33 protein-coding genes are annotated in these 26,308 nt (G+C 70.5%); 20 read left to right on the top strand and 13 right to left on the bottom strand.

Translation table 11 applies throughout. From position 1 onward, the window contains the following. Positions 1 to 3: 3 nt before the first annotated feature. Positions 4 to 387 (top strand): carbohydrate binding domain-containing protein, encoded by a 384-nt coding sequence (locus HUT19_RS41780; RefSeq protein ID WP_176188153.1) that lies wholly within the window; start codon positions 4 to 6, stop codon positions 385 to 387. Positions 388 to 508: 121 nt separating this feature from the next. Here the strand turns inward: HUT19_RS41780 and HUT19_RS41775 are convergent, their stop codons facing one another. The 4 genes from HUT19_RS41775 to HUT19_RS41760 all read right to left on the bottom strand — a co-directional run bounded on the left by HUT19_RS41775 (position 509) and on the right by HUT19_RS41760 (position 4,441). After that, the gene (locus tag HUT19_RS41775) at positions 509 to 1,810 is read right to left on the bottom strand and encodes an MFS transporter (RefSeq protein ID WP_254885334.1); all 1,302 of its coding nucleotides are present in this window, start codon (positions 1,808 to 1,810) and stop codon (positions 509 to 511) included. Positions 1,811 to 2,122: 312 nt separating this feature from the next. Beyond that, the gene (locus HUT19_RS41770) at positions 2,123 to 3,052 is read right to left on the bottom strand and encodes an IS5 family transposase (RefSeq protein WP_368661738.1); all 930 of its coding nucleotides are present in this window, start codon (positions 3,050 to 3,052) and stop codon (positions 2,123 to 2,125) included. A 34-nt stretch (positions 3,053 to 3,086) separates the two neighbouring features. Further along, on the bottom strand, positions 3,087 to 3,503 hold the full coding sequence (locus HUT19_RS41765) for a hypothetical protein (RefSeq protein ID WP_176178545.1): 417 nt from the start codon (positions 3,501 to 3,503) through the stop codon (positions 3,087 to 3,089). A gap of 2 nt (positions 3,504 to 3,505) precedes the next feature. After that, positions 3,506 to 4,441 carry a DUF6192 family protein gene (locus HUT19_RS41760; protein ID WP_176178546.1) on the bottom strand — a complete coding sequence of 312 codons (936 nt, stop codon included), beginning with the start codon at positions 4,439 to 4,441 and terminating at the stop codon, positions 3,506 to 3,508. A gap of 257 nt (positions 4,442 to 4,698) precedes the next feature. Here HUT19_RS41760 and HUT19_RS41755 point away from each other — a divergent pair, with 257 nt between their 5' ends. From HUT19_RS41755 to HUT19_RS41730, 6 genes are all read left to right on the top strand, one after another. Beyond that, positions 4,699 to 5,676 carry a glycoside hydrolase family 6 protein gene (locus tag HUT19_RS41755; RefSeq protein ID WP_254886310.1) on the top strand — a complete coding sequence of 326 codons (978 nt, stop codon included), beginning with the start codon at positions 4,699 to 4,701 and terminating at the stop codon, positions 5,674 to 5,676. Positions 5,677 to 5,895: 219 nt separating this feature from the next. Then, positions 5,896 to 6,714, top strand: coding sequence for a hypothetical protein (locus HUT19_RS41750; RefSeq protein ID WP_176188151.1), 819 nt, complete (start codon positions 5,896 to 5,898; stop codon positions 6,712 to 6,714). A 9-nt stretch (positions 6,715 to 6,723) separates the two neighbouring features. Next, a complete protein-coding gene (locus tag HUT19_RS41745; protein ID WP_254886309.1) occupies positions 6,724 to 7,926 on the top strand; it encodes a peptidoglycan-binding protein in 1,203 nt (400 codons plus the stop codon). A gap of 20 nt (positions 7,927 to 7,946) precedes the next feature. Continuing rightward, on the top strand, positions 7,947 to 8,201 hold the full coding sequence (locus HUT19_RS41740; protein ID WP_176188149.1) for a holin: 255 nt from the start codon (positions 7,947 to 7,949) through the stop codon (positions 8,199 to 8,201). A gap of 14 nt (positions 8,202 to 8,215) precedes the next feature. After that, a complete protein-coding gene (locus HUT19_RS41735; protein ID WP_176188147.1) occupies positions 8,216 to 8,452 on the top strand; it encodes a hypothetical protein in 237 nt (78 codons plus the stop codon). Positions 8,453 to 8,480: 28 nt separating this feature from the next. Then, the gene (locus HUT19_RS41730) at positions 8,481 to 9,107 is read left to right on the top strand and encodes a poly-gamma-glutamate hydrolase family protein (protein ID WP_176188145.1); all 627 of its coding nucleotides are present in this window, start codon (positions 8,481 to 8,483) and stop codon (positions 9,105 to 9,107) included. Positions 9,108 to 9,217: 110 nt separating this feature from the next. Here HUT19_RS41730 and HUT19_RS41725 read toward each other — a convergent pair whose 3' ends face one another. The 3 genes from HUT19_RS41725 to HUT19_RS41715 all read right to left on the bottom strand — a co-directional run bounded on the left by HUT19_RS41725 (position 9,218) and on the right by HUT19_RS41715 (position 11,522). Next, entirely contained in the window at positions 9,218 to 9,898 is a 681-nt protein-coding gene (locus tag HUT19_RS41725; RefSeq protein WP_176188143.1) for a GntR family transcriptional regulator, read from the bottom strand. Positions 9,899 to 10,105: 207 nt separating this feature from the next. Continuing rightward, positions 10,106 to 10,741 carry a hypothetical protein gene (locus HUT19_RS41720; protein ID WP_176188141.1) on the bottom strand — a complete coding sequence of 212 codons (636 nt, stop codon included), beginning with the start codon at positions 10,739 to 10,741 and terminating at the stop codon, positions 10,106 to 10,108. Positions 10,742 to 10,745: 4 nt separating this feature from the next. Then, positions 10,746 to 11,522 (bottom strand): helix-turn-helix transcriptional regulator, encoded by a 777-nt coding sequence (locus tag HUT19_RS41715; protein WP_176188139.1) that lies wholly within the window; start codon positions 11,520 to 11,522, stop codon positions 10,746 to 10,748. Positions 11,523 to 11,974: 452 nt separating this feature from the next. On the opposite strand from HUT19_RS41715, the gene HUT19_RS41710 reads away from it, so the two are divergent. The 5 genes from HUT19_RS41710 (at position 11,975) to HUT19_RS41690 (ending at position 17,372) form a co-directional block, all read left to right on the top strand. Next, the gene (locus HUT19_RS41710; protein WP_176188137.1) at positions 11,975 to 13,198 is read left to right on the top strand and encodes an aminotransferase class III-fold pyridoxal phosphate-dependent enzyme; all 1,224 of its coding nucleotides are present in this window, start codon (positions 11,975 to 11,977) and stop codon (positions 13,196 to 13,198) included. A 67-nt stretch (positions 13,199 to 13,265) separates the two neighbouring features. Further along, positions 13,266 to 14,516, top strand: a complete 1,251-nt coding sequence (locus HUT19_RS41705; protein WP_176188135.1) for a hypothetical protein — start codon at positions 13,266 to 13,268, stop codon at positions 14,514 to 14,516. A gap of 86 nt (positions 14,517 to 14,602) precedes the next feature. After that, the gene (locus HUT19_RS41700) at positions 14,603 to 15,925 is read left to right on the top strand and encodes a UDP-glucose/GDP-mannose dehydrogenase family protein (RefSeq protein WP_176188133.1); all 1,323 of its coding nucleotides are present in this window, start codon (positions 14,603 to 14,605) and stop codon (positions 15,923 to 15,925) included. 12 nt (positions 15,926 to 15,937) lie between these two features. Next, positions 15,938 to 16,399 (top strand): GNAT family N-acetyltransferase, encoded by a 462-nt coding sequence (locus tag HUT19_RS41695; protein WP_176188131.1) that lies wholly within the window; start codon positions 15,938 to 15,940, stop codon positions 16,397 to 16,399. A gap of 118 nt (positions 16,400 to 16,517) precedes the next feature. Next, complete coding sequence (locus HUT19_RS41690; protein WP_176188129.1) at positions 16,518 to 17,372, top strand: sugar nucleotide-binding protein; 855 nt, start codon at positions 16,518 to 16,520, stop codon at positions 17,370 to 17,372. A gap of 27 nt (positions 17,373 to 17,399) precedes the next feature. On the opposite strand, the gene HUT19_RS41685 is transcribed toward HUT19_RS41690, so the two are convergent. Beyond that, positions 17,400 to 18,074 carry a 2'-5' RNA ligase family protein gene (locus HUT19_RS41685; protein ID WP_176188127.1) on the bottom strand — a complete coding sequence of 225 codons (675 nt, stop codon included), beginning with the start codon at positions 18,072 to 18,074 and terminating at the stop codon, positions 17,400 to 17,402. A gap of 300 nt (positions 18,075 to 18,374) precedes the next feature. Here HUT19_RS41685 and HUT19_RS41680 point away from each other — a divergent pair, with 300 nt between their 5' ends. Next, positions 18,375 to 18,581, top strand: coding sequence for a hypothetical protein (locus tag HUT19_RS41680; RefSeq protein WP_176188125.1), 207 nt, complete (start codon positions 18,375 to 18,377; stop codon positions 18,579 to 18,581). 12 nt (positions 18,582 to 18,593) lie between these two features. Here HUT19_RS41680 and HUT19_RS41675 read toward each other — a convergent pair whose 3' ends face one another. Together HUT19_RS41675 and HUT19_RS41670 are read right to left on the bottom strand one after the other, a co-directional pair. Then, a complete protein-coding gene (locus tag HUT19_RS41675) occupies positions 18,594 to 19,031 on the bottom strand; it encodes a hypothetical protein (RefSeq protein WP_176188123.1) in 438 nt (145 codons plus the stop codon). Positions 19,032 to 19,113: 82 nt separating this feature from the next. After that, positions 19,114 to 19,308: a hypothetical protein gene (locus HUT19_RS41670; protein ID WP_176188121.1), complete on the bottom strand. Its 195-nt coding sequence runs from the start codon at positions 19,306 to 19,308 to the stop codon at positions 19,114 to 19,116. Between the two features lie 273 nt (positions 19,309 to 19,581). Between HUT19_RS41670 and HUT19_RS41665 the strand changes: the two genes are divergently transcribed. Next, positions 19,582 to 20,427: a hypothetical protein gene (locus HUT19_RS41665; protein WP_254886308.1), complete on the top strand. Its 846-nt coding sequence runs from the start codon at positions 19,582 to 19,584 to the stop codon at positions 20,425 to 20,427. Beyond that, positions 20,424 to 21,272 carry a hypothetical protein gene (locus tag HUT19_RS41660; protein WP_176188119.1) on the top strand — a complete coding sequence of 283 codons (849 nt, stop codon included), beginning with the start codon at positions 20,424 to 20,426 and terminating at the stop codon, positions 21,270 to 21,272. Before HUT19_RS41665 ends, HUT19_RS41660 begins: the two co-directional genes overlap by 4 nt. A 13-nt stretch (positions 21,273 to 21,285) precedes the next feature. Here HUT19_RS41660 and HUT19_RS41655 read toward each other — a convergent pair whose 3' ends face one another. Next, on the bottom strand, positions 21,286 to 22,029 hold the full coding sequence (locus tag HUT19_RS41655) for an AbiV family abortive infection protein (RefSeq protein WP_176188117.1): 744 nt from the start codon (positions 22,027 to 22,029) through the stop codon (positions 21,286 to 21,288). A gap of 427 nt (positions 22,030 to 22,456) precedes the next feature. On the opposite strand from HUT19_RS41655, the gene HUT19_RS41650 reads away from it, so the two are divergent. After that, entirely contained in the window at positions 22,457 to 22,846 is a 390-nt protein-coding gene (locus HUT19_RS41650; protein ID WP_176188115.1) for a DUF317 domain-containing protein, read from the top strand. Positions 22,847 to 22,927: 81 nt separating this feature from the next. Here HUT19_RS41650 and HUT19_RS41645 read toward each other — a convergent pair whose 3' ends face one another. Continuing rightward, positions 22,928 to 23,530: a hypothetical protein gene (locus HUT19_RS41645; protein ID WP_176188113.1), complete on the bottom strand. Its 603-nt coding sequence runs from the start codon at positions 23,528 to 23,530 to the stop codon at positions 22,928 to 22,930. Positions 23,531 to 23,718: 188 nt separating this feature from the next. On the opposite strand from HUT19_RS41645, the gene HUT19_RS41640 reads away from it, so the two are divergent. Next, positions 23,719 to 24,429: a hypothetical protein gene (locus HUT19_RS41640; RefSeq protein WP_176188111.1), complete on the top strand. Its 711-nt coding sequence runs from the start codon at positions 23,719 to 23,721 to the stop codon at positions 24,427 to 24,429. A gap of 205 nt (positions 24,430 to 24,634) precedes the next feature. Here HUT19_RS41640 and HUT19_RS41635 read toward each other — a convergent pair whose 3' ends face one another. Beyond that, positions 24,635 to 24,958 carry a hypothetical protein gene (locus HUT19_RS41635; RefSeq protein WP_176188109.1) on the bottom strand — a complete coding sequence of 108 codons (324 nt, stop codon included), beginning with the start codon at positions 24,956 to 24,958 and terminating at the stop codon, positions 24,635 to 24,637. 315 nt (positions 24,959 to 25,273) lie between these two features. Between HUT19_RS41635 and HUT19_RS41630 the strand changes: the two genes are divergently transcribed. From HUT19_RS41630 to HUT19_RS41620, 3 genes are all read left to right on the top strand, one after another. Continuing rightward, positions 25,274 to 25,522 (top strand): hypothetical protein, encoded by a 249-nt coding sequence (locus HUT19_RS41630; RefSeq protein ID WP_176188107.1) that lies wholly within the window; start codon positions 25,274 to 25,276, stop codon positions 25,520 to 25,522. A gap of 202 nt (positions 25,523 to 25,724) precedes the next feature. Next, positions 25,725 to 25,865: a hypothetical protein gene (locus tag HUT19_RS41625; protein ID WP_176188105.1), complete on the top strand. Its 141-nt coding sequence runs from the start codon at positions 25,725 to 25,727 to the stop codon at positions 25,863 to 25,865. Positions 25,866 to 25,969: 104 nt separating this feature from the next. After that, the gene (locus tag HUT19_RS41620; RefSeq protein ID WP_176188103.1) at positions 25,970 to 26,302 is read left to right on the top strand and encodes a hypothetical protein; all 333 of its coding nucleotides are present in this window, start codon (positions 25,970 to 25,972) and stop codon (positions 26,300 to 26,302) included. Positions 26,303 to 26,308: the final 6 nt, after the last annotated feature.

Below are 26,308 nucleotides of genomic sequence, written 5' to 3'. Positions count from 1 at the left end.
CCTGTGCCCGCGTACGGAGACCTCATCACCAACGGGTCGTTCACCAACGGCACGACCGGCTGGTGGTCGGGCAACGCCGCCATGGTCACCATCACCGCCGGAACGGCCGGCCTCGAGGCCACCGCGAGCACGGACGCCGCGAACCTGTGGGACGCCGTGTTTGGCCAGGACGGCATCCCCCTGCGGGCGGGCTGCCGCTACACCCTCTCGTTCACGGCCCGGGCCTCGCAGGACGGCACCGCCATGGCCGCCAAGGTCGGCATGGGAGTCGACCCCTGGACGCCGGTCCTGGAGAAGCAGCTCAGCCTGCCGACCGCGGACACCCACTTCGTGTTCAGAAGCTGTTTCAGAACCGGAGATCTGTCACGTTCCGTGACTGGCGCCTGATATAGGACCTGGTCTGGCGCCTGCGGCTCACCGAAGAGGACAAGGCCCCCCGCCTGATCACGCGACGGGGAGCACCGACGTCAAGTGTTTGTGAGCAGCGCCGAAACGGCCATCAGCGTGACTACACCCGCTTCGACCCCGAACTCTGCGGCAGCGAGCCCTCCGCCCTGTCGTGGGGAGAGCCGGTACTGTCCATTTGTCTCCAGGCCGGGAAGATCACCGGGCACAGCGTGGCGAGCAGGTACACACCCCCGATCGTCAGCAGCGTGGAGGGCAGGCCGACCGAGTCCACGAGGAAGCCCGCAGCCAGTCCGCCCAGCGGAGTGACCAGCTGGACCGAGGCTGTCGTCGCACTCAGCACCCGGCTGCGCAGTGCCTCCGGCACCGTCTCATACGTCACGGTGGCCATGATGGGGTTGAGCACACCGCAAGCGAGGCCCTCAACCGCCATGATCACGGCCAGTGGCCCGAAGGTGTCGGTGAAGGCGGCCACCACGAAGCGCGGCAGGCCTACGATGAGAAACGCAACCGTGAACACCGGCCACCGCCGAAACCGGCTGCCCACCGCACCGTAGACCAGCGCCCCCGTGAGTGCGCAGATACCAAACGCCGCGTTCAGCAGACCGAGATCGATGGAACCATCAAGCTTCTCACGGGCATGCACCGGGAGGAGCACGGCGCTCCATCCCTGATCGAGCCCCCGGGTGACCAGCGTCATCAGGCACAGGCCCAACAGCAACGGCGTGGCCGCCACGAAGCGATACCCTTCCGCGAGTTCACGACGGTAGGCACGCAACGACGCGGGCTCGACCCGCCGTCGGGCCTGCGCCTCAGGCAGACCGCGCACCCCGAACGCGAACAGCGGCGCGGCCACAGCGAAGGTCGCGGCATCCACCAACAGGACATTCTCGGCACCGAGTACGGCGATCAGCACACCTCCGAGAGCGGATCCAGTCAGCGCCGCACAGCGTGCCGCACCGTCGTACAACCCGGCGGCCCTGGTCAGCGGCATTGCGGCGCGTTCGGCGAGCGTGGGCAACAGCACTCCGCGGGCAGTCTCACCCGGCGAACGGAACAGCCCGGTCATCGCCATCAGCACGCACAGCATCCAGAAATGCAGGATGCCGGCGAACTGCAGCAGCGGGATCGCCGCAACGGCAACCCCGCAGGCGAGATCCGAGGCGACACTCACCCGCCGTCGCCCGATCCGGTCGATGACCGGACCACCGACGAGCGCAGCAAGCACTACGGGCAGCAGTGTGCAGAACGCGACGATCCCCACCTTGGCGGCACTGTCCGTGCTCTGCAGCACAAACCACGGCACGCCCATGTACGTGAGGCAATTCCCAGTGATCGAAACGAAGTTGGCGCCAAGAACCGTTGTCAGAGGACGGCGATCACCCGTCAAGAAGTCTTCGGGCACTACGGTGGTCTCCCATAAGAGGAAGCGCCCACCGCGAACGAAGCAGGTCAGCCGGTGGGCGAAGCGAAGTGGTCAGCGTCTGGCGCGCACAGCGAGGCGCACCGCGATGCGGTGTTCACAAGCAGCGCCTCCAACACTTCGCCGGGATGACCACCCGGCACCTCCACGCATTGTCCCCTCGGGTACCGGTCCTCCGCAACGGCGACCCGTTGGCAGTGGGTTTGCGCGCACACGGAATTGCCCCGAGTGGCACCGATGAAGACAGATCTGCTAGCCACCCGGATCTCGGAGTGACACCGGCCGCAAGATGTGTCAGCTCAGAGCAGCTGGGGCGAGGCGGATGGTGTTCGACGGCTTCCGCAGGCGTATGGGCTTGGGCTTGTCGGCGCTCGTCTCGACCGGTTCGACGGGGTGTGGTGACGTGCGGGGTGGCCGGGGAGGGTGGGTGAGGCGGCGGACCATGAGGGTGATGAAGGTCCAGGTGATGTGGGCCTCGCTGTGGGAGATGAGCCGCTCGTAGTCGCGGACGTTTCTCCTGGCTCTCATGATCCACGAGATGGCCCGCTCGACGCGCCACCTCTTCGCGAGGACGGCGAAGCCGTCCTGGTCTTTGCGGCGGGGCACCGTCTTGAGGGTGATGCCGAGGAAGGAGTGAGACCAGTCGATGAGGGTTCCGCCGTAGGCGGAGTCCGCCCAGGCGACGGCGAGTTCGGGATGGGTCAGGCGCAGGCGGAAGAGCTGGTCGCGGGCGGGGATACTGTCGTGCGGGGCGGCAGGGGTGACCATGACGGCGAGCGCCATGCCGCGCATGTCTACGGCCAGGTGCCGCTTCCTGCCATTGATGAGCTTTCCGCCGTCGAAGCCGCGGGTGTCCTGGCTCACCGTCTCGGCGCCCTTGACGGACTGGGAGTCCAGGATCACCGCGACGGTGTGGGGATTGAGGCCGTCGTGAACGCGGACTTTCTGGTGCAGTTCGGCGTGGATGCGGGCCAGGTCTCCGCTCGCCCGCCATCGCTGGAAAAACCCGTAGACCGTGCGCCAGGGGATCCCGAAGTCGACGGGAACGGCCCTCCACTTGCACCCATTGTCGTTCACATACCGTATGGCATCGACCACGTTGCGGCGCGAATGCTTCTCCGGGCGCCCGCCCGCGGGAAGCCGGCAGGCCGGGACGGGCAGCAGCGGTTCGAGGACGGCCCATTCGGCGTCCGTAGTGTCGCTGGGGTAGCGCCGCTCGCGCACGGCTGGCGGTCGGGTCTCGTTCGGGCAGGTCATCTCAGCGTTCCATGCGGGTGAGGACTTCCAGGGTGGCCTTGACCCCGCCGAGCTGTTCCAGGACCAGGCGGGCCCACTCGTCCTCGGGGGTGCGCTTGGCGTGCGGGGCGACGATCCCGGTGATGAAATTCGTGATGCGATGCAGCTCGGCCCCGAAGATCGCGCGTTCGTAAGCGATCCACACCTCGGGCTCCTCGGACAGCTGGAACCCGTCCCGGCGGTTGAAGGTCACCGGCGGCAGTCCTTCCTTGACCGCGATCTTCCGCAGGAACCGGATGCCCGTCCAGACCTGGGCGGGGGTGCACTTGGTAGCTTTGACCAGCTGTTTCAGGTGCAGCCCGGCAGGACGTGCCTCTTGCAGGGCTTTGCGTACGGCTTCGCCGTGAACATGAGCGGGCAGTCCCGCCCGCCGTTTCATGGCTACCTGTCCCTCAGCAGCTCGGCCAGGGCCTCATCCAGGTCCACCTTCCCGGTGGACACCGCCGTCTCGATCCAGTCCGCCGTCGCCCGGATCTTCTCTAAATGCCGTGCGACCAGCGCGAGTTGGGATTCGGAGAACTCCCGTCCCCGCAGTCGGGGAACCAGCCGGCTCGCCCCGGCGACGAAGCCCTGACAGACACCGATCAAGTCGGTGAACTCCATAGCCCGGTGGAAACCCCGCACGATCGCGACGGGATCAACAACGCCGTCCTCCTCCCCAGCGTCGTTCTCGTCCCACCATGCCTCCTCCTCGTCTCCTTCCTCGACGAGTTCGGCCTGATCGAACTGGGCCTGATTGACCAGCTCACGGGCCTGCCGGTCCCGCATCGCCTTGAAGGCCACCTCAGGCCGGTGCAGCAGGTCACATGCCGCCTGGGCAGCCACCGCCTCGTCCTGCGCAAGGTCCCGGATGGCCTCGACCTTCTCCGCCGCCGTCACCGGTGTCGCGGTCGCCCATCCCGCCGCTCGCTTCGCCGCGTCCCCGCTCCACTCGGAGTGGCCCGTCCGTTCATTGACTGGAGGATGCTGGATCAACTCGTACGCGTCCGGCGCCGACGCCAAGATCCGGTGCACCTCGAAGGAGACGCCCTCCTGGCGCTGATTCTTCGGCCACCGCGCGGCCACCCACCGATACGTCCGCACCGTGTGGAAGGACAGTCCTATCTCCTCGGCGAAGAGGCGTAAGGAGTCCTCCACCCCCTGCTCCTCGCCCTCCCCCAGCGCCATGTTCCCGCCGTGCGTACGCAGCGGCGCGATCTCCAGCGCGAAGTCTCCGAGTGCGAATTGGCAGCCCGTCATCACTCGGACCAGCTTCACTGACTGGTCCACCAGATCATCGAAACGCTCGCACGGCACACTGCCGACGGTCTGGACCATGGCACACGCTCCCAGGGGCCCGAAAAGGCCGGCACTTCACCGGCCACCACCGCTCCGGCCCGCGTAGACCTTCCACGCTCCGCCGCCCGCCCCCAGGTCACCACAAACGACAGAAAATACCCCGCTTCGTGTGCGGGCTTGCCCGCTTATGCGCGAACACGCCCCCATACCCGACACACAGCGGAACGACTCTGCCATCCGTTACAGAACGTCACGGATCTCCGGTTCTGAAACAGCTTCTCAGCTTCACCTCCACGATGACGACCGCCGGCCAGCTCTCCTTCCAGCTCGGACAGTCCAGCGCCGTCACCGTCTACCTCACCGAGGTCCGGCTGACCTGCTCGACCGTGAAGGAGGGCTTCTACGTCGACCCCGACTCCAACGCCGCCAAGTGGCTGACGCTGAACCCGGACGACCCGCGCGCCAAGAAGCTCGAGCGGTCCATCGCCCGCCGCCCGGGCGCCCGCTGGTTCGGCGACTGGAACAAGGACATCCAGGCCGACCTCGACGCATACGTCGCCGCAGCCGCCGCCCACGGACAGATGCCCATCGTCGCCCTGTACAACATGTTCAACCGCGACAACGGCGGGCAGAGCTCCGGCGGTTCGCCGTCCCCGGACGCCTACCGGACATGGATCGACGCCGCCGCGGCTGGCATCGGCGACCGCCCGGCCCTGGTGATCCTCGAGCCCGACTCCCTGGCCCAGCTCGGCAACCTCCCCTCGGACGCGGCCCGCGCCGAACGCACCGCCCTGGTCGCCTATGCCGCGCAGGCCCTCGCCGCGCGTCCCGCCACCACCGTCTACCTCGACGGCGGCAACGCCACCTGGATCCGCCCGCCGGAGATCGCCGCCCGCCTGAAGGACGCCGGCGTCGCCCAGGTCCGCGGCTTCGCGGTCAACGTCGCCAACTTCGACGCCGTCGACGTGTGCTGCACCTATGCCTCCCAGATCACCGCCGAACTCGCCCGCCTCGGGGTGCCCAACAAGGGCTTCGTCGTGGACACCGCCCGCAACGGCAACGGCGCCATGAACGAGGTCGGGCAGCACGTCGACTGGTGCAACCCCGCCGGACGACGCCTGGGCGTGCCCAGTTCGATCGGCGTCGCGGGCGCCGACTACCTGCTGTGGGTGAAGTACCCCGGCGACTCGGACGGCTCCTGCGGAATCGGCCAGGGCATCACGGCGGGCACTTGGTCGCCGTACCTGGCCGAGCGCCTGATCGACGGAACCTGAACGGCTCCCGGCCCGCGGGCAGTCCGGACGGCACGGGCACGCGGGCCGGGCCCGCGCGGGACCGCACCTATCATTGATCACGGCACCTGCGGGCGACCCTCCGCCCACACGCCACCGCTTCGCGGTCCGCACCACACCCCCGAGGGAGCCATCCGAATCCGCCGTGCGCGGGCCGGTGGCCAAGCCCATCTGGGGCGCGGGGGAGAAGCGGACCAGTCGGTGCCCATCACACACGGCGTTCTCGTACGCCACTACACCCCACACCCGGCGCTCGGCCGCCACCAAGTCCTCGACGCCCGCTCGCTGGCCCACGTCCGGCGCCACCGCGGCGAGGCCCTGCGGCCCGTCCACTGGCAGCCTGCCATCCCGGTGCTGAACCAGCAGGACCTCTACAGCCAGAGCATCCGCACCTCCACCATCGTGCCCGGCGCCCCGGACGTCGACGCGCTCGGCTCGTGCACGGCGAACGCCGCAGCCGTGGCCCTGTCCGTGCTGCTCGCCCCCGACGCCCTCGCACACGCCGGGCTGCCCACCAACGACGCGGCGCAGGCCGAACGGTGGGCGATCGGCCTGTACACCGAGGCGACCGCGCTCGACGAGTTCGTGCCCTACCAGTGGCCGCCCGCCGACAGCGGCAGCTCCGGCCTCGGTACTGCCCGTGCCCTCAAGGCCCGCGGTCTGATCGGCTCCTACACCCACGCCCTGGACGCCGACGCCCTCGCCGCCGCCCTGCAGGACGGACCGGTCCTGCTCGGCCTGCCCTGGTTCAACGCCTGGTTCACCCCCGGCCGCGACGGCTTCGTCGACGCCGTCCCGTACTGGCGCACCTCCGGGCTCGCCGGCGGCCACGAGGTGTGCGCCATCGGCCTCGAGGACGTCGCCCAGTACCCGGACGGCCGCGTGATCCCGGAGCGCACCGTGCTGCGGCTGCGCAACTCCTGGAGCCCCAGCTGGGGGCACGACGGCGACTTCTTCCTGCGCCTGTCCACCTACGTCGCGTTGCGCGAGCAGATCGACGCGATCCAACTCCACGCCTGACGAGGAGCCATGCCCACCTACCACGCTGCCGTCGTTCACCCCAACCAGTCCGTCACCTACTGCGGCGAGGTCGACCAGGCGCACGTCGACACCGCCCGCGCCATCGCCGAGATCGACACCGTGCCGCGCTTCACCCGGGAGCACTCCAGTCGCCCGGGCACCGTGTTCGTGCTGCGCGACGACGGTGACCTGGACTGGTACGAGCCGGTGGGTGCCGAGCCGTTCATCATCCGGCGCCCGGACCCCGAACCGGCCGTCGGCGCGCTCACCGGCGACCTGCCCGGTGCGGACGAGCTGCCGCGAGGTGCCACCGGCACCGTGTGGATCTCCGGCGCGATCCGGCTCGGCGACGGGTCCATCGGCGGCGCGATGGACACCCCTGGCAACCCCCCGCGGGTCGTGCACCACAGCACCGAGTCCCCGGCCGGCGGCAAGTACCTCGAGTCGGTCGGCTCGTACCTGATCCGGGTCGCCTCCGAACCGCAGCTCATCTACTGCCCCGTGACCGACCGGGTCGGGCAGTTCGGCCCGCTCAACCAGAGCGGCCGGGCGCTGCGCAACGACGGCACCCGCCGCACCAATCGCGAGGGACGCGTCTGCATCCAGATCGAGGTCCTCGGCTACGCCAAGAGCCCGTGGACCAACGGCTGGGACCCGGCGAAGAAGCCGGGCTGGCAGAAGATCCTGTCCGCGGCCCGCTCCTGGGGCGTGCCGGACGTCTTCCCGGCCGGGCCCCCGGCGAAGTACCCGGGGGCGGGCAAGGCGCGCTCGCGCAGCGTCTGGCAGTCCAAGGGCGGCCACTTCTCGCACGGCGACGTTCCGGGCAACGACCACCAGGACCCGGGCGCGATCAGCACGGTCAAGGTCCTGTACAAGGCGACCGCCCCGGCCGACCCGGCGCCCACCCCGGCCAAGCCAAAGGTCAGCGTGGCCCACCTGGTCGCCGCGGCGAAGAAGGACGTCCCGGCCGCCGAGGGACACACCACCTACCCGACCGAGGTCCGCATCGTCGAGGACGCCCTGGTCGCCGAGGGCCTCCTGAAGCGCGAGTTCGCCGACGGCTCCTTCGGCTCCAAGACCGTCACCGCGTACGCCGCCTGGCAGCGCAGCAAGGCCGGCGGCTCCTACACCGGCTCCGCCGCCGACGGCGTCCCCGGCCTCGCCTCGCTCAAGCGGCTGGCCGCCCGGCACGCCTTCACCGCAACCACCTGACATCCCAAGGGAGTTCACCCATGCCCCAGTCCGCCCGCAAGGCCCTCGCCGACGTCGCCGAGCGCACCGTCCTGACCTACGTCGAGGCGTTCCTCGGCCTCCTGCTCGCCGGAGCGGTCACCGACATCGTCGACCTGTCCGTGCTGCAGACCGCCTCCGTCGCGGCGCTCCCCGCCGCGCTGACCGTCGTCAAGGGCGCCATCGGCACCCGCCTCGGCCAGATCGGCACCGCCTCGTGGCTGCCGGCCAAGTCCGACCCCACCGCCCGCCTCTGACCTAGGAGTACGCCGTGCCCGACGGAGACGTCGCCCTGGAGCTGGCCGAACTCCGGCGCGCCCTCGAAGTCGGGCTCGCGCGCATCGACGGCCAGCTGGCCCTGCTCGTGCAGCGCTCGGACCAGACCGACAAGGCGGTCGAGGAACTCGAAGAGCGGGTCGCCGCGCTCGAGCGCACCCGCTGGCCGCTGCCCGCCCTCAGCGTGCTCATCGCCCTGGGCGCCCTCGTCTGGGCCGTCCTGGGCCACTGACCACCCACCCGAAGGAGCCCCGCGACTCATGCCGTACACCTCGTACACGGACCTGGCCCACGAGCACCTCGAGGGGCTCGACTACCAGCGCAACTGGCGCAGGTCGCCCGTCTCCACGCTGCTCCACCTGGCCATCCACGGCGGCGGCATCGAGCAGGGAACGGGCGAACTCGCTGAGGCCGCGGCCAGCGGGATCCACGACCTGTACGTCTTCGACGGCATGAAGGCGTCGGGCAACGCCGAGCTGCACATCACCAGCACCGCTTTCGACGAGCCCAACGCCCTGGCGCTCGCCCGGGCGGCCACGCACACCGTGTCCTGGCACGGCTGCGCCGGGACCGCGCCGCTGACGAACCTCGGCGGCCTGGACTACCCGCTGCGCGACCGCGTGGGGCTGGCGCTGTCCCAGGCGGGGTTCGTGGTGCAGCTCGCTTCCCCGGAGCTCGACGGCGGCGCCCCGGAGAACATCTGCAATCAGAACACCCGCAAGGCGGGCGTGCAATTGGAGATCAGCACCGCTCAGCGGGCGGCGTTCTTCGTCGGCGGTGACCTGTCCCGTGGGAACCGCGGCAACCGTACGGCCGCCTTCCAGGCGTACGTCGGTGCCGTCCAGTCCGCCCTGGCCGAGGCGCTCGTCGCGGTCGGGCGCGGCTGACCGCCGGGAACCTGCTGGATGACGGCCCTCACCGGAGCTACGATCACGGCGTAGTCCGGCCCTCGGGCAGGTCTGCTTTCACGAACCCCGGCCCCGTGGCCGGGGTTTCGTCATGCCGGGCCGGACGTGGGCCGGTAGACCAGGGTGTACCGCTCGGCGAGGACGACCGTCTCCAGCACGCGCGCCCGGCCCGCCGCCGGGCGCTCGATCCGTGTCGCCACCGTGACCGGCTGGCCCACCACGCCCTCGAGGGCTCGGGCCTCTGTGTCCAGCGCCGGCCGGGAGGTGACCTGTTCCTCCACGCCGGACGCGTCGGTCTTCCCGCTCGCCAGCGTGTACACGGTGAGCAGCTGCACTGGCATCTCGTCATGCCGGAACAGGCGCACCCGGCGCTTGACCTTCCTCGACGTCTTGACGTCCAGCCACCGCGCCACGGCGGCCGGCGCGGGCACGGTGGTCTCCGCCTCCACCTCGACGATGTCGGGGAACAGCCCGGACTCGGCCGCCTCCAGCCGGAAAAGCGGCTCTTCCGGATCGTCCGGGGCGTGGTGCACCAGGCGCTGCGGCTCCGGCCGCTCGCGGACGTACGTGCCGTCGCCGGTGCGGGCGATCAGCAGGCCCTCGGCGACCAGGACCTTGCGGGCCTCCAGGATCACGGTGTCCGAGACCCCGAATGTCTCCTGCAGTTCCGTCAGCGACGGGATGCGGTCGTTCGGCTTGAGCGTGCCGTCGCCGATTTGGTCGCGCAGCTCCTGGGCGACGCGTCGGTAGGCCGTCGTGCGCCTGGCCACAATGTCCCCTCACTCGTTCAGTCCCAGGGAATCGCGCAGGCTCTGGGGGTGGGCGCAGTCCGCTGCGGAGTTGCGCCCACCCCCAGAGCCTGCGCGATCTACGCATCGTCATGGGCGGGGTGCCCGACTGACGGTGTGTCCGGCCGTCATGTCGTCTTAATCATGGCACGGCACCCGGCCCGTTCCGGGGGACATCATCCGTCCTGCTCAGGCTGTGGCCGAGCCTCCGTGGGCGTCGACGGGCGGAGGCAGCAGCTGCAGCCTTTCGTGCAGGTCGGCCACGGGGCCCGCCGTCCTCGCCGCCAGCTGGCCGTCGAGGCGCGAGAGCCGGGCGCGGGCGGTCGAGCGCAGCCGGGCAGGGGGAACGCGGTCGAGGACATCCAGGGCGCGGCTGGCCGCATCCTCGGGGCGTTCTGCGGCCTCGGCCCGGGCGAGGACCAAGGTGGCGGCTGCCCAGCCAGGCGTGGCGAGGATGCAGCCGCCGGCGGAGGCTTCGGCCCGGGCCGCGGCCTGCTCGGCGCGGCCCAGCGCTAGGTGGGCTTCGGCCTGGTGCAGCGCAAGTTCCGGTTCGTCAAAGCCGAACCGGCCGGGCGCGGATCCGGTGCCGTCGGTCTCCAGTTCGTGCATGGCGGTCGCAAGCGCGGCGTCCGCTTCCGGACCGCGCCCGAGCGCCGCCAGGGAGGGCAGCAGAGCCCAGGCGTGCAGTTGCGCGCGTACGAGCCCGGCGGGGGCCTGGGCAGCGCCACGTTGGGCGTGGGACAAGGCCAGCTCGTACCGCTTGGTGGACCGGGCCACCAAGCTCAGCGCGCCCCACGCCCAAGCCACCAGGCGCGCATCACCCACTCGCTCACTGTAGGTGGCCGCGGTACCCAGATGGGTCCGCGCGCCGGTCGTGTCGTCGAGGTGGAAGGCAAGGTTGCCCAGCAGTGCGGACAGCCGGGCCACCTGCCGCTGCAGTTCGACGGTGTGGGGGGGTGCTGCCGGCGGCCTGCATCACGGGCATGAGCAGGGCCCTGGTGTCGCGGATCTCCTTGAACAAGGTCTGCGGCGGGTGCTTGGAGTAGTTGAGGTCGTAGTGCTCGACAGCGGCCTCCGCCAAGTGGGCCGCGAGCGGACTGCCCTGCGGATCGGCGAGGAGGGCGAGCTGCAGAGATTCTCGTACGGCCGGAAGGCCGGCGTCAGTGGTCATCGGCTCCATCTCTTCCCGCGGGCCGGACACCCACGCGACGGGCTCCGGGAGACGGTACCGAAGGCCAGCGCCTTCACCGGCCCAACGGCCCAGGCCCAGGTGTTCGAGCCGTGCTCCGTAGGCCCGGCACAGCATCACGGCGTATTCCGCTCCCGGCCGTTCCTGATCATGTTCCCAGCGGCACAGCATCGACTCCGAAAGGCCCGGGGGCTGTAACCCGTCGGCCCGGTAGAGCGCGGCGACTTGGGTGACGGTGTCCGCCCGTGACCAGCCCAGCGCCAGCCGCCACGCCTCGAGCGCAGAGACCTCGGGCAGACTCGCGCGGATCGCCGCCACGGTGCGCTCGGTCGAATGTCCCGAGCGCTGGCACCGCATCCGGATCTGTACGGCCTCCCGCTGGATCGCCGCGCGGCGCGAGCGGGTCACTGTCGCCATGGCACACCCCCGTGGATGCGTGGCCCGGGCCGCTCACGGTAGCGGAGCACCCAACGCCCGGGGCAGTGGACTCGTGGCCATTGACGGCGTCCCGCAATGTTCCGCGCGCCAAGGAGCAATGACGTCGCGTCCGGCAGGGCGCCATGCTCGAGATGTACCCCCACCGTGCTTCGCAGGGCCGCACAACGGCATTCAAACCCTATACGTAAGAAAGGGTTTGAGGGTACGGTGAGGAACAGCTGACAGACAGCTCTCCGGGCGTGAGTGGTCGCGCTCGTCATCACCGGACGCGCTCGACGCACACCCGGACACCCACCGCACATGAACCGACCCGCCGTGATCCCGTGCGCCCCAATGCGCACACCCAAGAAGGGACTTCTTTCGTGGATCGGTACTTATCCAGTCGCGAACGGCTCCTGACCTCATCCCGCCCACTACCCGACCTCGACGTCGTGACGGCGAGCGGTCCCTGGCTCCACCTCGCTGACGGCCGCCGCATCTTCGACGGATCGAGCGGCCTCCTCTGCGTGAACGTGGGCCACGGCAGCCCCAAGGTCTTCTCCCGCATCGAGCAGCAGTTCCCCCGTTCCTCGTTCGGCGGCGCCGCCGTCGTACGGCCCCACACCCAACTGGAGCTGATGAACCGACTGTGCCGCGCAGTGGGCCGTCCAGAGGACTCCATCGCACTGGCCACGTGCGGGACGCTCGGCGTGGAGGTCGCCGTCGCGCTGGCCCGCAACATCGCGCGCGTCCGCGGAGGCAAGCGGCGCGGCGACATCCTGACCTCCACCCTGAGCTATCACGGGATGAGCGCGCTCACCCTCGGGCTCGCCGGCAACCACGCCCGGCGCCCGCGCCCGGAGGACGCGCTCGGCCTCGGCCCGGCCTTCCCGGCGCCCTACCCGCCGACCCACCACCACGCAGCGGGCTCGTGCGACGCCTCGTGCGCCGACGAGGTGGCGAAGGCGATCGACAGCAGGGGAGCGGAGAACGTCGCCGCCGTCCTCCTGGAACCCGTCAACGGCACCACCGGCGGCGCCTACGTGCCGCCCGACGGATACCTCCGGCGCGTCAAGGAGATCTGCCGGGAACGCAACGTCCTCGTCATCCACGACGAAGTCCTGACCGGGCTGTGGCGCACCGGCACCCCCCTGGCCAGCAACCACTGGGACGGCGCCGATCCCGACCTGTGCATCCTGTCCAAGGGCCTCGGCGCCGGCTACACCAGTGTGGGTGCGGTGCTCGTGTCGCCCGAGCTCGCACCGCTGCTGCGCCGCGAAGGCGCGGACCCGCTGCCCGCGATGGGCACCATGGCCACCCACCCCCTGCAGGCGGCGGCCTGCCTCGGGGTCCTGGACGAGCTGGAATCCATGGACTTCGACGCCTTCCAGGCGCGCGGAGAACAGCTCGGGGCGCGCCTGCGGCCCCTGACCGGACAGCCGGTCGTGCGGGACGTACGGGGCCTCGGCCACCTGTACGGAGTGGAGGTCACCCCTGGCCTGCTCTGGCCCCTGATGGAGGAGTGCGAGCGGCAAGGCGTCTTCTTCTACCCGTTCACCGGAGCCGGTGACCCGCGCAGCGAGGGCCTGGTCGTCGCGCCCCCGCTGAACTCCAGCGGCGAGGACATCGACTTCCTGACCGCCGCGCTCACCGCCGCGGTGGCCGCCCTCAGCTAGCCCCCTGCCGCGCCGCTCCCACCTCACCGGGGGCGGACCGTTTCGGATCAAAAATCGAGGACACGACATGCAGGTGCAGTTTCCCGTCACGGTCATCGACCAGCTCGATGAGGAGCAGCTCAGCAAGTGGCACGACTACTACGGGGTGAACGCGGACCGGCCCCGCTTCGTGGAGGAGGGCATCTGGCGGCGCACCCAGCAGAAGGAGACCGCCTCCAACTCCGGCTGGACGGGCGAAGGTGACGCACGCCGCCGCATCGTCCACTACTGGCACCAGTACGGCCTGGTGGACACCACCGCGGCGCCGGCGCTGGCCATGCAGCAGATGTACGTGTACCACTCTGTGGCGGCGCCGCAGGCCGAGATCGACGAGGCGTGGGAGCAGAACCACGCCATGCTGGCCGAGGGCGGCTGGAAGCAGACGGGGCCGGGCCGCTTCGAACTGGGCGACCTGCGCGTCCACATGATTCGCCTCGAGGAGCACCCGGAGGATCTGCGGGCGGGCCGTCGGCTTCCGGAGGACTACCAGGTCATCGACACCACGTTCACCTCCGTCAACACGTACCCGCCGAGGGCGATCCGCCGCCGGCCGTGGGAGGTCCTGAGCCACGGTGTCCGGGTCAAGGACACCCCCGGACAGCCGGTCTACGCCGACAACCTGGCGCAGCTCACGGACTTCCTGCCGTTCCAGGTCGAGGTCGGCTGCGGCGTCTCCTACGAGGCCGGCATTCCGCCGCTGCACCGGCTCCACGAGATCTACCACGTCAACGAGATCGAGGACGAGCAGCTCCGCAAGGGCTTCACGTTCGTCCTGGCACCGGGGCGGGACCCGCTGCTCGCGGAGATGCTCCTCAACACCGAGGACAAGGTCGCCGAGCTGTCGGACATGTACCGGGCCTGCTTCGAAGCCGAGGTCACCCCGGCCCTGCACGCGCTCAAGCGCATGGAGGAGGCCGGGCACATGGTCGGCCCGTTCATCACGAACAACTTCGACGCGCTCGGCGCCCGCGCCGGGTTCGAGGAGCAGTTCATGCGCCGCTACGACCAGCGGATCCCGCCGGTCACCTTCCACCCCGACGCCAAGGCCCTGGTCGTGATCGGGCTGCACGCCGACCGGCGGCAGGTGGCCAAGCGGGCCCGCGAGGCCGGACTCCAGGTGTTCATCGTCGACCCGGAGGGATTCCCCCGTCCGGACGGTTCCTGGTTCGAGTACCCGCTGGAGGCACCGCAGACCGGTGACGTGGTCGTACGGCAGACGGCCGCCGACGCCATCAGTGAGCTGGAGCAGCTGCTGAACTTCCGCGCCGACAAAGCCTGAACTACGGGGCCGGGGAACGGCGCTAGCCTCTGAGGCTTGTTCCCCGGCCCCGCACGCGGGCCCCCACCCAGAGTGAGAGTCAAGGAATGAGAATTTCAGTAATCGGCTGTGGTCACCTTGGCATCCCGCACGCGGCGGCGATGGCCGAACTCGGCCACGAGGTCATCGGCGTGGACGTCGACCAAGCCAAGGTGGAACAGCTCAACGCCGGCCACTGTCCCATCTTCGAGATCGGCCTTCCCGAGCTACTTGCCCAACACACCGCGAGCGGGCGCCTGCGGTTCACCACCAGCATCCGGGAGGCCGCCGACTTCGCCGAGCTGCACTTCATCGGGGTCGGCACCCCCATCAGCCCGGACGGCCGGTCCTACGACACCGGGCAGGTCTTCGGCGCCATCCGCCAGCTCGCTCCCCACCTCGACCGGCCGTGCACCATCGTCGGGAAAAGCACGGTCACCGTCGGCACGACCCGCCAGGTCACCGAGCTCGCCCAGCGCCTGGCCCCCGCCGGCGAACGCGTCGACGTCGTATGGAACCCGGAGTTCCTGCGCGAGGGACACGCCGTCGAGGACACCCTGCGTCCGGATCGCCTCATCGCCGGTCTCACCACCCCCGAGGGCGAGAAGGCAATCCGAGCCGTCTACGCCCCCATCCTGGACGCCGGAACCCCCCTGTTCGTCACCGACCCGCAGACCGCGGAACTCGCCAAGGGCGCGGCCAACACCTTCCTCGGCCTCAAGATCTCGTACATCAACGCCGTCGCCGACATGTGCCAGGCCGCCGGCGGCGACATCGCCGAGATCGTGGACATCCTCGGCATCGACCCGCGCATCGGCAGCGGCGGCATGAGGCCCGGCATCGGGTACGGCGGTGGCTGCCTCCCCAAGGACATCCGCGCCTTCACCGCCTCCGCCCGCCAGCTCGGCGCCGACCGCGCAGCGACCCTCCTGCGCGCCGCCGAGGAGATCAACGAGAGCCGCACCGACGTTGCCCTGGGCCTCATCACCCGCGTCCTGGGCGACTATCCCCTCGAGGGCGCCCGGGTCACCGTGTGGGGCGCCGCGTTCAAGCCCGGCACCAACGACGTCCGGGAGAGTCCGGCCCTCGCGCTCGCCCAGGCCCTCCAGCAGGCCGGCGCCACCGTCACCATCCACGACCCGCAGGCCGTGAACACAGCGCTGATTCGCAACCCCGAGTTCGACTACACCGACGACCTGCCCGCGTCCCTCGACGGCGCCGACGTCGTCGTCCTGGCCACCGAGTGGCCTGAGTATGGGCACGCCAACCCCCAGGCCCTCGTGGACCGCCCCGCCAACGCCCTGCTCGTCGACTGTCGCACCACCCTCGACCCCGAGCCGTGGCGTTCGGCGGGCTGGACCGTCCACCAGCTCGGACGGCCAGGGAAGTAGAGGTCTCGCGCCGTGAACAGTGACGCCGTCGTCCTCCGTCGTGCAGGCTCCGCCGACGCGTTCCCCGCCGCCGACGTATGGCTGCGTTCCTTCAACGCCGCGCTGCCGTCAGTGCGTTGCGCACACAGCGACGCCGAAGTGCGGGACTGGTTCTTACGCGTGCTGGTGCCGCGCTACGAGACCTGGGTGGCGGTCACCGGGGACCGTGTGGTGGGGGTCCTGGTGCTCAACGGCGTGGAGCTGAAGCAGCTCTACCTCGACCCAGCGTGGCGTGGGCGGGGGCTGGGCGATCGGTTCATGGCCCTGGCCAAGCAGGAGCAGCCAGACGGGCTGACGCTATGGACGTTCCAGGTCAACATGCCGGCGCGGCGGTTCTATGAACGGCACGGCTTCATAGAGGCCGAGCGGACGGACGGGCGGCGCAACGACGAGCGTGAGCCAGACGTCCGTTACGTCTGGCAGCCTCACACGTAGCCCCGGCGCGCGGCCGGCCGCGCGGTCAGATCCGGTACGTCGACGGCGGAGGCGGACACCCGAACCAGCGGCGTCCGCCTCCGCCGGTGCCCACCGGGTCCGGTCTACCGTGTCGCCCATGAGAGCTTTGATCATCGGCGGCAGCGGCTTCCTAGGGGCCGAGCTGATCCGGCAGACGAGAGCGGCCGGGCACACCACAGCCGCGACGTACGCGACCAAGCCCGGCGACGCCTCCCAAGCCGAGTGGTACCCCCTCGATCTGCGGGATGCCGGACGCCTGGACGCCGTCATGGCGGAGGTGCGCCCGGATCTCGTCATCAACACAGCAAGCCGCAAAGACGACTGGGCGGCGACGGCGGAGGGCCCCATCCGGGTCGCGATGGCCGCAGCAACGCACGGCAGCCGCCTGGTCCACGTTTCCAGCGACGCAGTGTTCTCCGGTACCCGAGTCCACTACGACGAGACCTTCCTCCCCGACCCCGTCACCCCGTACGGAGCGGCGAAAGCGGCGGCGGAGACCGGGGTCCTCGCCGTGTACCCGAAGGCCGCTGTCGCCCGCACCTCGCTGATCATCGGCCAAGGGCGCTCGGTCCATGAGCGCGTCGTCCACGAACTCGCCTCCGGCACCCGCGACGGCGCCCTGTTCACCGACGACATCCGCTGCCCGGTGCACGTCACCGACCTGGCCGCCGCCCTTGTCGAACTGGCGTCGTGCGACGCGGCCGGCATCCACCATCTCGCAGGGTCCGACGCGGTGAGCCGTCACGAGCTCGGCATCCTCATCGCCCGCCGTGACGGCCTCGACGCCTCCCGGCTGCCCGAGGGCCTGCGGGCCAACAGCACACTTCTCGGCGCCCTCGACGTACGCCTCGACAGCCGGGCGACCCAGCAGAATCTGCGCACCACACTGCGCGGTGCCCGGCAGTTCCTGCATCCCACCGGCGTGACGGCCCAGCTCGTACCTGCGACCTGACGCGGCCTGTCTCGCCGTCGCCGCCGGTCAGTTGTCCAGCTCGGCCATGATGCTGTCGAGGAAGGCTTCGTCGTCGACGCCCTTCAGCGTGACTTCGGCGAGCGGCTGCCAGGTGATGCGGGCGCCGTCGTGCCGCTGGGCGACCAGGTGCAGGCGGTCCACGTACACGTCCACCGCGTGATCGTCCTCGATGTCGGCGAGCTGGGAGTTGAGCTGGTCCGGGTCGATGCCTTCGGCGTCCTCGCCGCCGTAGGCGAGGGAGATGTGGGGGGCCTTGCTGGGGGACAGCAGGTGTGCGTCGCCCCACAGCTCGCGGTGGGCCGCCATGACGTGCTCGACGAGGGTTTGATGCGGGCGATCCGGCGAGCCGGGCGCCTCGATCGCGGACCGGGCGATGGCTGGCCGGCCGAAGGTGAGCGTGAACGGTTCGACATCGGCGACTCGGCGGGTGACGTCGTCGACGAGAAGATCGATACCGGCGCGGACAGCCGGGTCGTTGTCGACGTCGGCACCGATGGCGTGCAGAACGGTGCAGTGCATCCACTCGGGTATGACCCGGTGCAGGCCGCGGGTCAGGGTCAGGCCGAGATACGGCCTGCCGAGCGCCACCGCCTCCGTGGCCGGGGCGGGCAGCAGGTGCCAGTGAAGATCACGGCGTCCCGCCGGCCACGCCTGCTCGACCCGCTGAAAGAAGCTCTCCACAATTCCCCCGGTCCTTCGGGATGTTGACCCATCGACTGTAGATCAGGGGTCGCCGCAGGTGGGGCGGAGCGCGGATCGGATTGCCGAGCAAGACGACACCCGGGCCTCCCCGGGTGCGGCTGGGAGCAGGGGGCGACTTAGGCTCCGGCGGTATGACGAGCACTTTCCACGACGCCACGACCCGGGCTCCGGTCCCTGCTGGAGGGGCTGGAGGACGGCTCGTGGCAGCCGAGTTCGCCGGAGCGGGCCTGCGCGGCCGAGATCCTCAACGCCTCTCCCGCTGCGCCGCCCGTCGACGCGGTGCTCGCCGGGATGCGCGCGGCCGGACCGGACCTCGCCCCGGCAGGGGAGGAGAACCTGTTCGCCGGCGCGCTGGCGCGGGCGGCGACGCTGCTGCGCGGTGCGGACTACCCGACGTCGGCCGAGGGCCAGCAGCTCCTGGCGGACCTGCGCGCGCTGCTCAACGGGATCATCGCGGCGCCCCTGCCTGCGACGTGGCCGCGCTGACCCGGCTGTCGCTCAGTCGGCCTGCAGGACCTCGTTGCGCAGTGCGCGCAGCAGGGTGAGGGCGTCCTGATTGTCGGCGTCGGTGAACGCGTGGATCGCGAGCAGGATCGACCTGCCGATCAGCTTGGCGGTGGCGGGGTCGTCGCCGGCGGGTGCGGCCTGGTTGTGCAGGGCGTCGGTCAGGACGAAGACCAGGGGGGCCACCGGGTCGCTGTTGATCTCCGATACCAGTCGGCCCGTTTCGTCGTAGTCCATGGTGGCGTCGATGCCGAATGCGGCGATCACGACGCGGTGGAGGGTGTGCTGTCCGTAGGCGGCCAGCAGCGCTGGCAGCGGCCGTTCGCCGGCACCGCCTGCCAGGACTGCCAGGGCATCGTCGTCGTTTCCCACGACGGCCTCCAGCGCGGCCAGTGCCCGCAGGTGCTCATCGTCAGTCAGCTCGATGTCCATGGCACAGCAGGCTAGGGCAGTGCCCGGGCGGCGCGGCGGCGTTCCCCGCGAAACCACTCACCAGTGTCAGGCGACGGGAAGATCACGGACGCTGCGGCGGGGGAGCGTCCTCGAGGGCGCGGACGTCTTCGAGGGTCAGGAGCGGCGGGCGTGTCTGGGGCCGTTCCATGGTGGCGCGCAGACGCCGGCGGAAGTGGGCGTCCTCCACGGCGTCGCTCTGCTTGGGCTCGATCGCCGTGGGGCGGTTGTCGACGTTCTCGACGGGTCGCTCGGTCACGGGCCTGAGCGTAGTGACCGGAGCCCGCTCGCGTACGGCACTTCCTTGGGGTGCCCGACTGCCGAGCCGAGCGGCAACAGCGGCAGGCGCCCTGTGTCCGACCGTCGTGTATCTAAATAACAGCAAACAGCCGAACCCGCAGATGACAGAGTCGGCGTCGGTGGGGGAGCGCGTGCCGGGAGGCCGGAAGGCCGCATTGTCCGTACCGGACCGGCACGTACGACTCGGTTCGACACGAACCGAAACGATGGGCTAGCTGGAGGACCGGGCCCCGTGATCGCCAGCTACTTGCTGTTATTTAGTGACACGGCGGTCGGACACACCTCATACTTCGAGGCGGAGAGGCCGCGGGCACCACGCGGAGAACGGCGCAAGGAGAAGACGTTGTCGAAACTGACGCTCGTCGAGCTGACCAACCTGCCCCGCAAGCCGCACGGCTGCCCGCCCGAAGTCGAACGCAGCTGGGCCCGGCTCGTCGCCACGCACAAGTCCGTCGCCGGACTGTTCACCACCCTCAACGAACTGCGCAGCGCGCAGAACGACCCCCGCGGCCCCATCTCCGAGGCCCACCGCGACCAGGTCCGCGCCGCCATCGTGTTCACCGCGGCCGGCATCGACGCCTGCCTGCGCACCCTGCTGCGCGACTCGCTGCCCACCCTGCTGTCCACCGCGGGCGACGCGCACGGAGCCTTCGTCAGCCACTTCATGTCCAGCCGCCTGACCGGCGAGATGACCCAGGCCACCAAGAAGGCCGTGGTCGACATCGACCCGCGCTCCGCCCTAATCGACCTCTACGTCGAGGACCTGGCCGGCTCGAGCATCCAGGGCGCAGCCGACCTCACCCGCTGCCGCAACGCCCTCGGCCTGAAGAAAGATCCCGCCCTCGACGACGCCATACTCAAAGGCCACCAGCCCTTCTTCAACGCCCGCCACGAGGTCGTCCACGAGCTCGACCTCGTCGACCCCTCCGGCAAGGGCAGCCGCGGCCGCCGGCACCGCGACCTCGCGGCCGTCGGCGCCCAGTGCGACGGCGCCCTGCGCCTGTTGCACACCTTCATCGCGCCCACCGCCCGGGCCGTCCGGCAGGTACACCGCGACCTGGGGTGGGACAAGCTGTGACGCCTCCCCGCCGCGCCACCGCGGCCGTCGCCGCGTTCGTGGACACCCTGCGCGCCGAAGCCACCCGGCGCCAGCGCCGCGCCTTCCTCGACGAGTACGTGGCCTGGGTCGCCGACCAGGGCGACGGCGCCGTCAGTACGGTGGCCACCGAGGACCTCCTGGACGAGGAGAATGCCCTCGCCTGGCTCACCGACGCCCAGCGCGGCCTGACCCGGCGCCGCCCCGGCCTCGAGGGCCCAACCGCCCGGGCCTCCGTCAACTCCATGGCCGCGCGCACCAGCTCGGTCAACACCTTCTCCCGCTACTGCGGCCAACCCCTCGAGCTGCAGCCGCCGGCGCCGGAGTTCGCCGACCGACTCACCCCCACCGAGGCCCACCGCACCCTGCGGCTGCTGTCCGGGCACCACCCGGCCGGGATGCTCGAGTCGACCTGGGAACGCTCCGTCGCCCTGATCGCGCTCGCCGTGTGCACCGGTCAGGGGATAAGCGCCCTGCACCCGATGCGGCTGACCGACCTCGAGCTGGAGCGCTCCCTGCCGCGCGCCCGGGTCGGCGAGGACTGGTACCCGATCGACGCCGTCTCCCGCGGCGCCCTGGCCCGCTGGAAGGCCACCCACCAGGCGCTGACCGCCGGGCACCTGAAGGTCCTCAAGGGCGGCAACGTCGAGGAGCTGTGGGTCACCACCGCCCCCGGCCGGCCGCGCGGCGGCAAGCCCGCGCCCCCGGCCGGGCTGCCCGCCGCCGTACGCACGCTCGAGGCCGCGCACCGCAAGCTCACCGCCACCGCGCTCGGGTCCCCGCTGCTGTTCGAGCAGTTCTGCGGCGTTGAGGAAGCGGACCAGTAGCGGCCCGGCACCGTCAGGGCTGCGCGGCCTCGCTGCGTGACAGCTCTGCCGTACCTGGGAGAGCCAGGAGGGCGTCGGACATCCAGGACGGCAGTGCCGTGAACGGGGCCTGGACCGCAGCGCGCAGCTGGCGCAGCCAGTCTTCCGGGTCGGCCACGAGGGCGTCCGCGATCGCGTCGGCGTCAATGTTCTCCCGGAACTGGACCAAGAACGCCAGGAAGTCGGGGTCCCGGCCGGCCTCGGCGCACATCGGGCCCATCCACTCGTGCAGTGTCTGCAGTCGGTCGACCATCCAGCGGGCGTCGCTCTCCACGACGTCGCTCGGGTGCAGCAGCGTGCCGTCTGCGCCCAGGTCGACGTACAGGCCCCGGAACTTGGTGGTGTTGGTCTGCGCGGCCGCCGCTTCGGCCTCGGCCAGCATGTCGGTCACGGCGACCGGTGCGTCCCGGTCGACCAGGCTGCGCAGCACGAGGTGCCCGAAGGCCGCCTTGGCGCCGTGGCCGTTGAACATCTCGGAGAACTCCCGAGGCGTCACGTCGCTGCGGTACTGGGTGGGGATCATCACCACGGTCAGGCACAGGTGCGCCTTGCCCAGTTCTTCGAAGCCGAGGGCGGCGTTGTAGAACGCCTCCGCCCACTGCTCCGCTCCCAGCAGCAGCGTGGCCGCCTCCAGCTTGCTCGCGGCGCTCTCACATGCCGCGGCAGCCAGCCGGACGAGTTCGCTGTCGTCCGGCACCCGGACGTTCTTCTTGCTCATGAGCCACCTTGGCACTGGTGCGGCGGGCAGCTCAACGGGTTTCGGGCCGCCTTGGCGCTGGCTCCGCTTTTTTCTCAGAAGTGGGCTCGCTAAAGCCGAGGAGCAGGGGCTGAGTACGGGGGTTTCGGCGCGGCCACGGGTGGAAAATTCCAGCGGCCCACGGGTGGAAACGGTTGCCGACGAACCTGGGACAGGATGAACCTGGGGAAGCTGTCGGGGGTGACGGCCGTAGGCCATCCACCTGTGGTGACGAGCCTGGGCGCGGGCGGCGAGGCCGCGTCCGAAAGAGCACTCGATATCCCCGTAGAATGCCGAATTCACGTTTTTTCAGAGGCCGTTGATGTTGTTCCCGAGGGCGAGCTACGTTCCTGGCCACCCGAAAACGCGGCGGGTAATTCCGCCCGCCCCGAAGGAACGGACTTACGGCATGACGACGAACGTCCCGGCGCTCCTGGCGGACGAAGGCGACCCCGCGGTCGCGTTCAACGTCCTGACAGCGGCCGGCTGGACCCCGCACACCGACCCGTCCTCCAACACCCAGGTCGTGGCTCCCGGCGGGCAGGCCCGGCTGGTGTTCCAGCCCGAGGCCGCCGAGTACGCCACCACCGACGTCCTGTGGAAGGTCCAGGCGGTCGGCTTCCTGCCCGGCGAGCCGGGACACGCGGTCCTCGCCAAGCCCCGCTTCTGGACGGCGACCTTCACCGGCGAGGTGCCCGTCGAGTTGATCGGCGCCTTCCTCGAGCGCCTGGTCGCCCCCGCCGGCGTCGACCGCGGGCCGGTCGCAGCCCCGGGCGAGGGCGCGTCCGCGGCGGCCTGACGCCCGGCAACAACGGCCTGGGTCCGGCCCCGCAGGTATCGGGGCCGGACCCAGGCCGCCATCGTAGGGCCGGGTCCGGCTCTACGGTGTGTCCTCCGCGGCGGGAAGCTGGGCCAGGGCGGCGGCGAGTTGGGACACGGACACCGAGCCGGTCTCGGGCAGCCCGGCGTCCTGCCAGGCCCGGCGGGCGGCGTCCTTGTCGCCCTCGGCGGCGGCCAGCACGTTGTCCTTGGCGCTGTGCTCGTGGATCGGGTCGGTGTCCGGGCCGTGGTCGGTGAGGTGGACGACGGTGCGGACCTGCAGCTTGGCGTTGGAGGCCATCTGTTCGTTGAGGCGGTACACCCGCAGCCGGTGCCCCACCAGGGCCCGGGCCCGCTCAATCATCGCCCGGCCGGCGTCGCTGTCGCCGCGGTCGGTGCGCAGGCGCTCGAGTTCGCCGGAGGTGTTGCGTACGACGAGGATGCCGCGGGTGCTGGTGGCCTCGACGCGCACGGTCAGCAGGGTGGCCGTGAACTGCTTTGCGGAGTCGAGGCGTTGGAGGTCTCCGCTGACGGTGTCGGCGAGGGTGTAGAGGTGGACCGCCCGGGCGCGGACCTGCTCGGTCCACGCGGCCTCCTCGCCGGGCGGGCAGGGTCCGACCGCGCGGGCGGCGGCGAGGGTGAGTTCGAGGTCACGGGGGTTCACGTCCCCCATCATGGCCGTCCGGACGGCGACAGGCTTCTAGGCTGTGGCGCCGGAGGTGGCCGATGGCGAAGGCGCGGGCGCGGAAGAGGTCGAAGCGGCGTGGGAGGCAAGCGAGCGCAGGGGCGGAGGTGCGCCGCCGCCGCGGCCTGGATCCATCGGTTCCGTACTGCCCAAAGTGCGGGGGCACCTTGGTGCAGGCGTGGCTGCCCGGTCCGTCGATGCAGATCCTCGTCGATGCCGCGCGCCCCGAGGCCGGGGTGCTGGCCGTATCGGTGATGTCCGACGACTTCCCCCAGGGCGTCTTCAAGGACCCGTGGCCGGTGCTGTGTGCGGTATGTGAGCAGGACTGCGGTAAGCACCCGCGCCAGTGGGGACATCCGCTCTACAAGGCGTTCATGGCTGCCCTGGAGGAGGACGCCGGATGGCCGCGGGCGCGGGACTGGGAGGTGGAGGACATCTTCACCGACTGGTACGAGACCCGGCTGCGGAAGCTGGTCGACGCCCACGAAGAAGAGCTGACCGGCGAGCGGCGCTTCCGGTACGGGCCCTTTAAGGGCCGGGATGATCCGCCGGGACGCGGCGCACCGGAGAAGGGCCAGGGGCCAGAAACGGTGCAGGAAGCGGGTGGTGAAGGCGTTGACCACCCACTGAGCGTGGACGAAGCTCTGGAGGAGGTTCGGGCGGCACGGGACGCAGAGGCTCGGGCCCTCGAGCGCCTCGGCGAAGCGCTGCGCGCCGAACACGCGGCGGGCGCGGGGAAGCGCGAGCTGGGCCGGCGGACCTGCGGAGTACTGTCGCTGCCTCTGGTGCGGCGCGCCCTGGCCGAGGGTGGTCAAGGCGTTGACCACTTGGAGGTGGGTGCTCCCGCAGCGGGCACCGGGCCCGGGTGGTCGAAGTAGCTTGTTCTTGGGAAGGTCATCGTGGTTTCGCGCGGCGTACTCCCAGAGGAGGGCGCAGAGTTCGCCACGGCGGGCGACCTGCGATTGCGCCGCAATCACCGGGCTCGACGCCGTGGACCAGTGCGTGAGATCCGGGGCGGCCCGTTCATCGGCAACGGCGGTGCCCCGACGTGGTCGTCGGGGCACCGCCGCGGGTACGGGGTCATCAGGCGGAGGTCAGCGCCGCGTAGCGAGGCTGCCGGGTGAGCATGTCCTCGTAGAAGTCGTGCTTGTCGACCAGAGCCGCGCCGAGCTCCAGCAGCCGGTCGTCGGGCGCGGTGCGCTGCGCCGCGAGGAACGCCTCCCAGTCCGCCCAGCCGATCTCCGCCTCGACCTGGATGGGCTCGCGGTACGCCGAGTAGCAGGTGACCATCTCGGTGAGACCCGCCTTGTGCGTTCCGGGGTGCCCCGCCTCCCGGATGCAGGTGTAGGTGGTGCGGTCGTCCTCCCGCTCCCGGCTGTACGTCGAGGGGCAGTGCTGAGTCTCCATCGGGTGCTCCTTGCGTCGATCTGTCTTCGCTAAGCCCAACATTACAACGCAACGTTGTAATGTGGAAGTCGAGCCCCGCGCCGGAAAGATCAATTTCGGGGAATCGGGCGAAAATCGGCCTCCAGAACGGCACCGTGCGCGGCCGAACTCGCAGTCGCCGGTATGGCGCGGTGCCGGAGGGACTGCCAGGCCGCGAGAGAGCCGCCAGCGGCTTTTCGATCTTCGCGAGTGCCGGAGCGGACACCCAATCGGGTGGCTCCAACCCACCTGTACGGCAAGGGCCACAGCAGGCGCCAGCGCGGGTAGGTTCATCCCATGACGCCTTCCGCGCTGCTGATGCTCTGGCTCGCCAACTGGCTGGTGATGTCGGCCGTCACCGTGTTCTTCGTGAAGAACCGCCCGGCGGGATCGGCGAGTTCGAGCCCGGACCTGTGGGGCCTGGAGCACAACCTGCCCGGCCTGGTGGCCCTGCTGCTGGTGGCGTGGCCGGTGGCGCTGTTCCGCATCGTGCCGGCCGTGTTCCCGCTGCCGCCGCGGCGGACCGACGCGAGTTCCCGACGGTGAACTTGGTGCCCGGTGGCCCGAGCGGGGCCTGGCGTTGCCAGGCTACTGACGCCCGGCGGCTGCGTCAGCCCACGGCGCGCGCCCCGATCGGGTGAATTCCGGTGTCGCGCAACTGCGCGACAGCTGTAGCGCGTATTCCGCTACAACTCGCTACAGCTGCACGTCTTCCAGCGCGACAGCACCGCACCCTACGTTCGACGGCATGGAGATCACACCTTCCGCCCTGGCCGTTCTGCCCTTCACCGTCGCGCTGGTCCTGGTGGTGGCGGTGTCGCATCCGGATCCGGCGGTGCGCGAGCGGGCCTTACGCGTGTTGGAGGCCCTGTTCGGCACCAAGCCGTAATCAGGCTCGTATAAATTCCCTTATACGAGGCTGCTTGTCCCAGAGCGATTCTGCGCGGGGGACCGGCGGCCACGCACGGCCCCCGCGAAGCGAATGGAGATGCAGTGACGGACCCCCTGCCGGACCGGACGGCCGAGACCGCCGCCTGGCTGCGCGAGACGATCGCCAACACCCCGGCCGGCGAGGCGCCCGAGCTGCACAAGGCGGTGCTGCGCATCCTCGACCTGTACAAGGCGGCCTCCGCCCAGGCCCGGCGCGACGACAGCTTCCTGCAGTCCTGGGCGCTGAACTTCGACCTCGAGGGCTTCACCCTGCCCAACGAGAGCGGTGCGCGGACCCTGCTGCCCGGCCTCACCGCCGTCATCCACCAACTCGCCCTGGCCTACGGCGACGACGAGCCTCCACGCCACCTCGTCGGCCTTCCCGCCCCCGAATGAAGGAGC

Origin of the sequence: Streptomyces sp. NA02950 (assembly GCF_013364155.1) — a bacterium.
GTDB lineage: Bacteria > Actinomycetota > Actinomycetes > Streptomycetales > Streptomycetaceae > Streptomyces.
This window is presented reverse-complemented; position numbering and strand designations above follow the sequence as displayed.

Bases quoted from the DNA above. Each gene is read 5' to 3' on its own strand.
- HUT19_RS41765 (WP_176178545.1), bottom strand. From the start codon at position 3,503: ATGAAACGGCGGGCGGGACTGCCCGCTCATGTTCACGGCGAAGCCGTA.
- HUT19_RS41760 (WP_176178546.1), bottom strand. From the start codon at position 4,441: ATGGTCCAGACCGTCGGCAGTGTGCCGTGCGAGCGTTTCGATGATCTG.
- HUT19_RS41755 (WP_254886310.1), top strand. From the start codon at position 4,699: ATGACGACCGCCGGCCAGCTCTCCTTCCAGCTCGGACAGTCCAGCGCC.
- HUT19_RS41745 (WP_254886309.1), top strand. From the start codon at position 6,724: ATGCCCACCTACCACGCTGCCGTCGTTCACCCCAACCAGTCCGTCACC.
- HUT19_RS41740 (WP_176188149.1), top strand. From the start codon at position 7,947: ATGCCCCAGTCCGCCCGCAAGGCCCTCGCCGACGTCGCCGAGCGCACC.
- HUT19_RS41730 (WP_176188145.1), top strand. From the start codon at position 8,481: ATGCCGTACACCTCGTACACGGACCTGGCCCACGAGCACCTCGAGGGG.
- HUT19_RS41715 (WP_176188139.1), bottom strand. From the start codon at position 11,522: ATGGCGACAGTGACCCGCTCGCGCCGCGCGGCGATCCAGCGGGAGGCC.
- HUT19_RS41705 (WP_176188135.1), top strand. From the start codon at position 13,266: ATGCAGGTGCAGTTTCCCGTCACGGTCATCGACCAGCTCGATGAGGAG.
- HUT19_RS41700 (WP_176188133.1), top strand. From the start codon at position 14,603: ATGAGAATTTCAGTAATCGGCTGTGGTCACCTTGGCATCCCGCACGCG.
- HUT19_RS41690 (WP_176188129.1), top strand. From the start codon at position 16,518: ATGAGAGCTTTGATCATCGGCGGCAGCGGCTTCCTAGGGGCCGAGCTG.
- HUT19_RS41675 (WP_176188123.1), bottom strand. From the start codon at position 19,031: ATGGACATCGAGCTGACTGACGATGAGCACCTGCGGGCACTGGCCGCG.
- HUT19_RS41655 (WP_176188117.1), bottom strand. From the start codon at position 22,029: ATGAGCAAGAAGAACGTCCGGGTGCCGGACGACAGCGAACTCGTCCGG.
- HUT19_RS41650 (WP_176188115.1), top strand. From the start codon at position 22,457: ATGACGACGAACGTCCCGGCGCTCCTGGCGGACGAAGGCGACCCCGCG.
- HUT19_RS41635 (WP_176188109.1), bottom strand. From the start codon at position 24,958: ATGGAGACTCAGCACTGCCCCTCGACGTACAGCCGGGAGCGGGAGGAC.
- HUT19_RS41630 (WP_176188107.1), top strand. From the start codon at position 25,274: ATGACGCCTTCCGCGCTGCTGATGCTCTGGCTCGCCAACTGGCTGGTG.
- HUT19_RS41625 (WP_176188105.1), top strand. From the start codon at position 25,725: ATGGAGATCACACCTTCCGCCCTGGCCGTTCTGCCCTTCACCGTCGCG.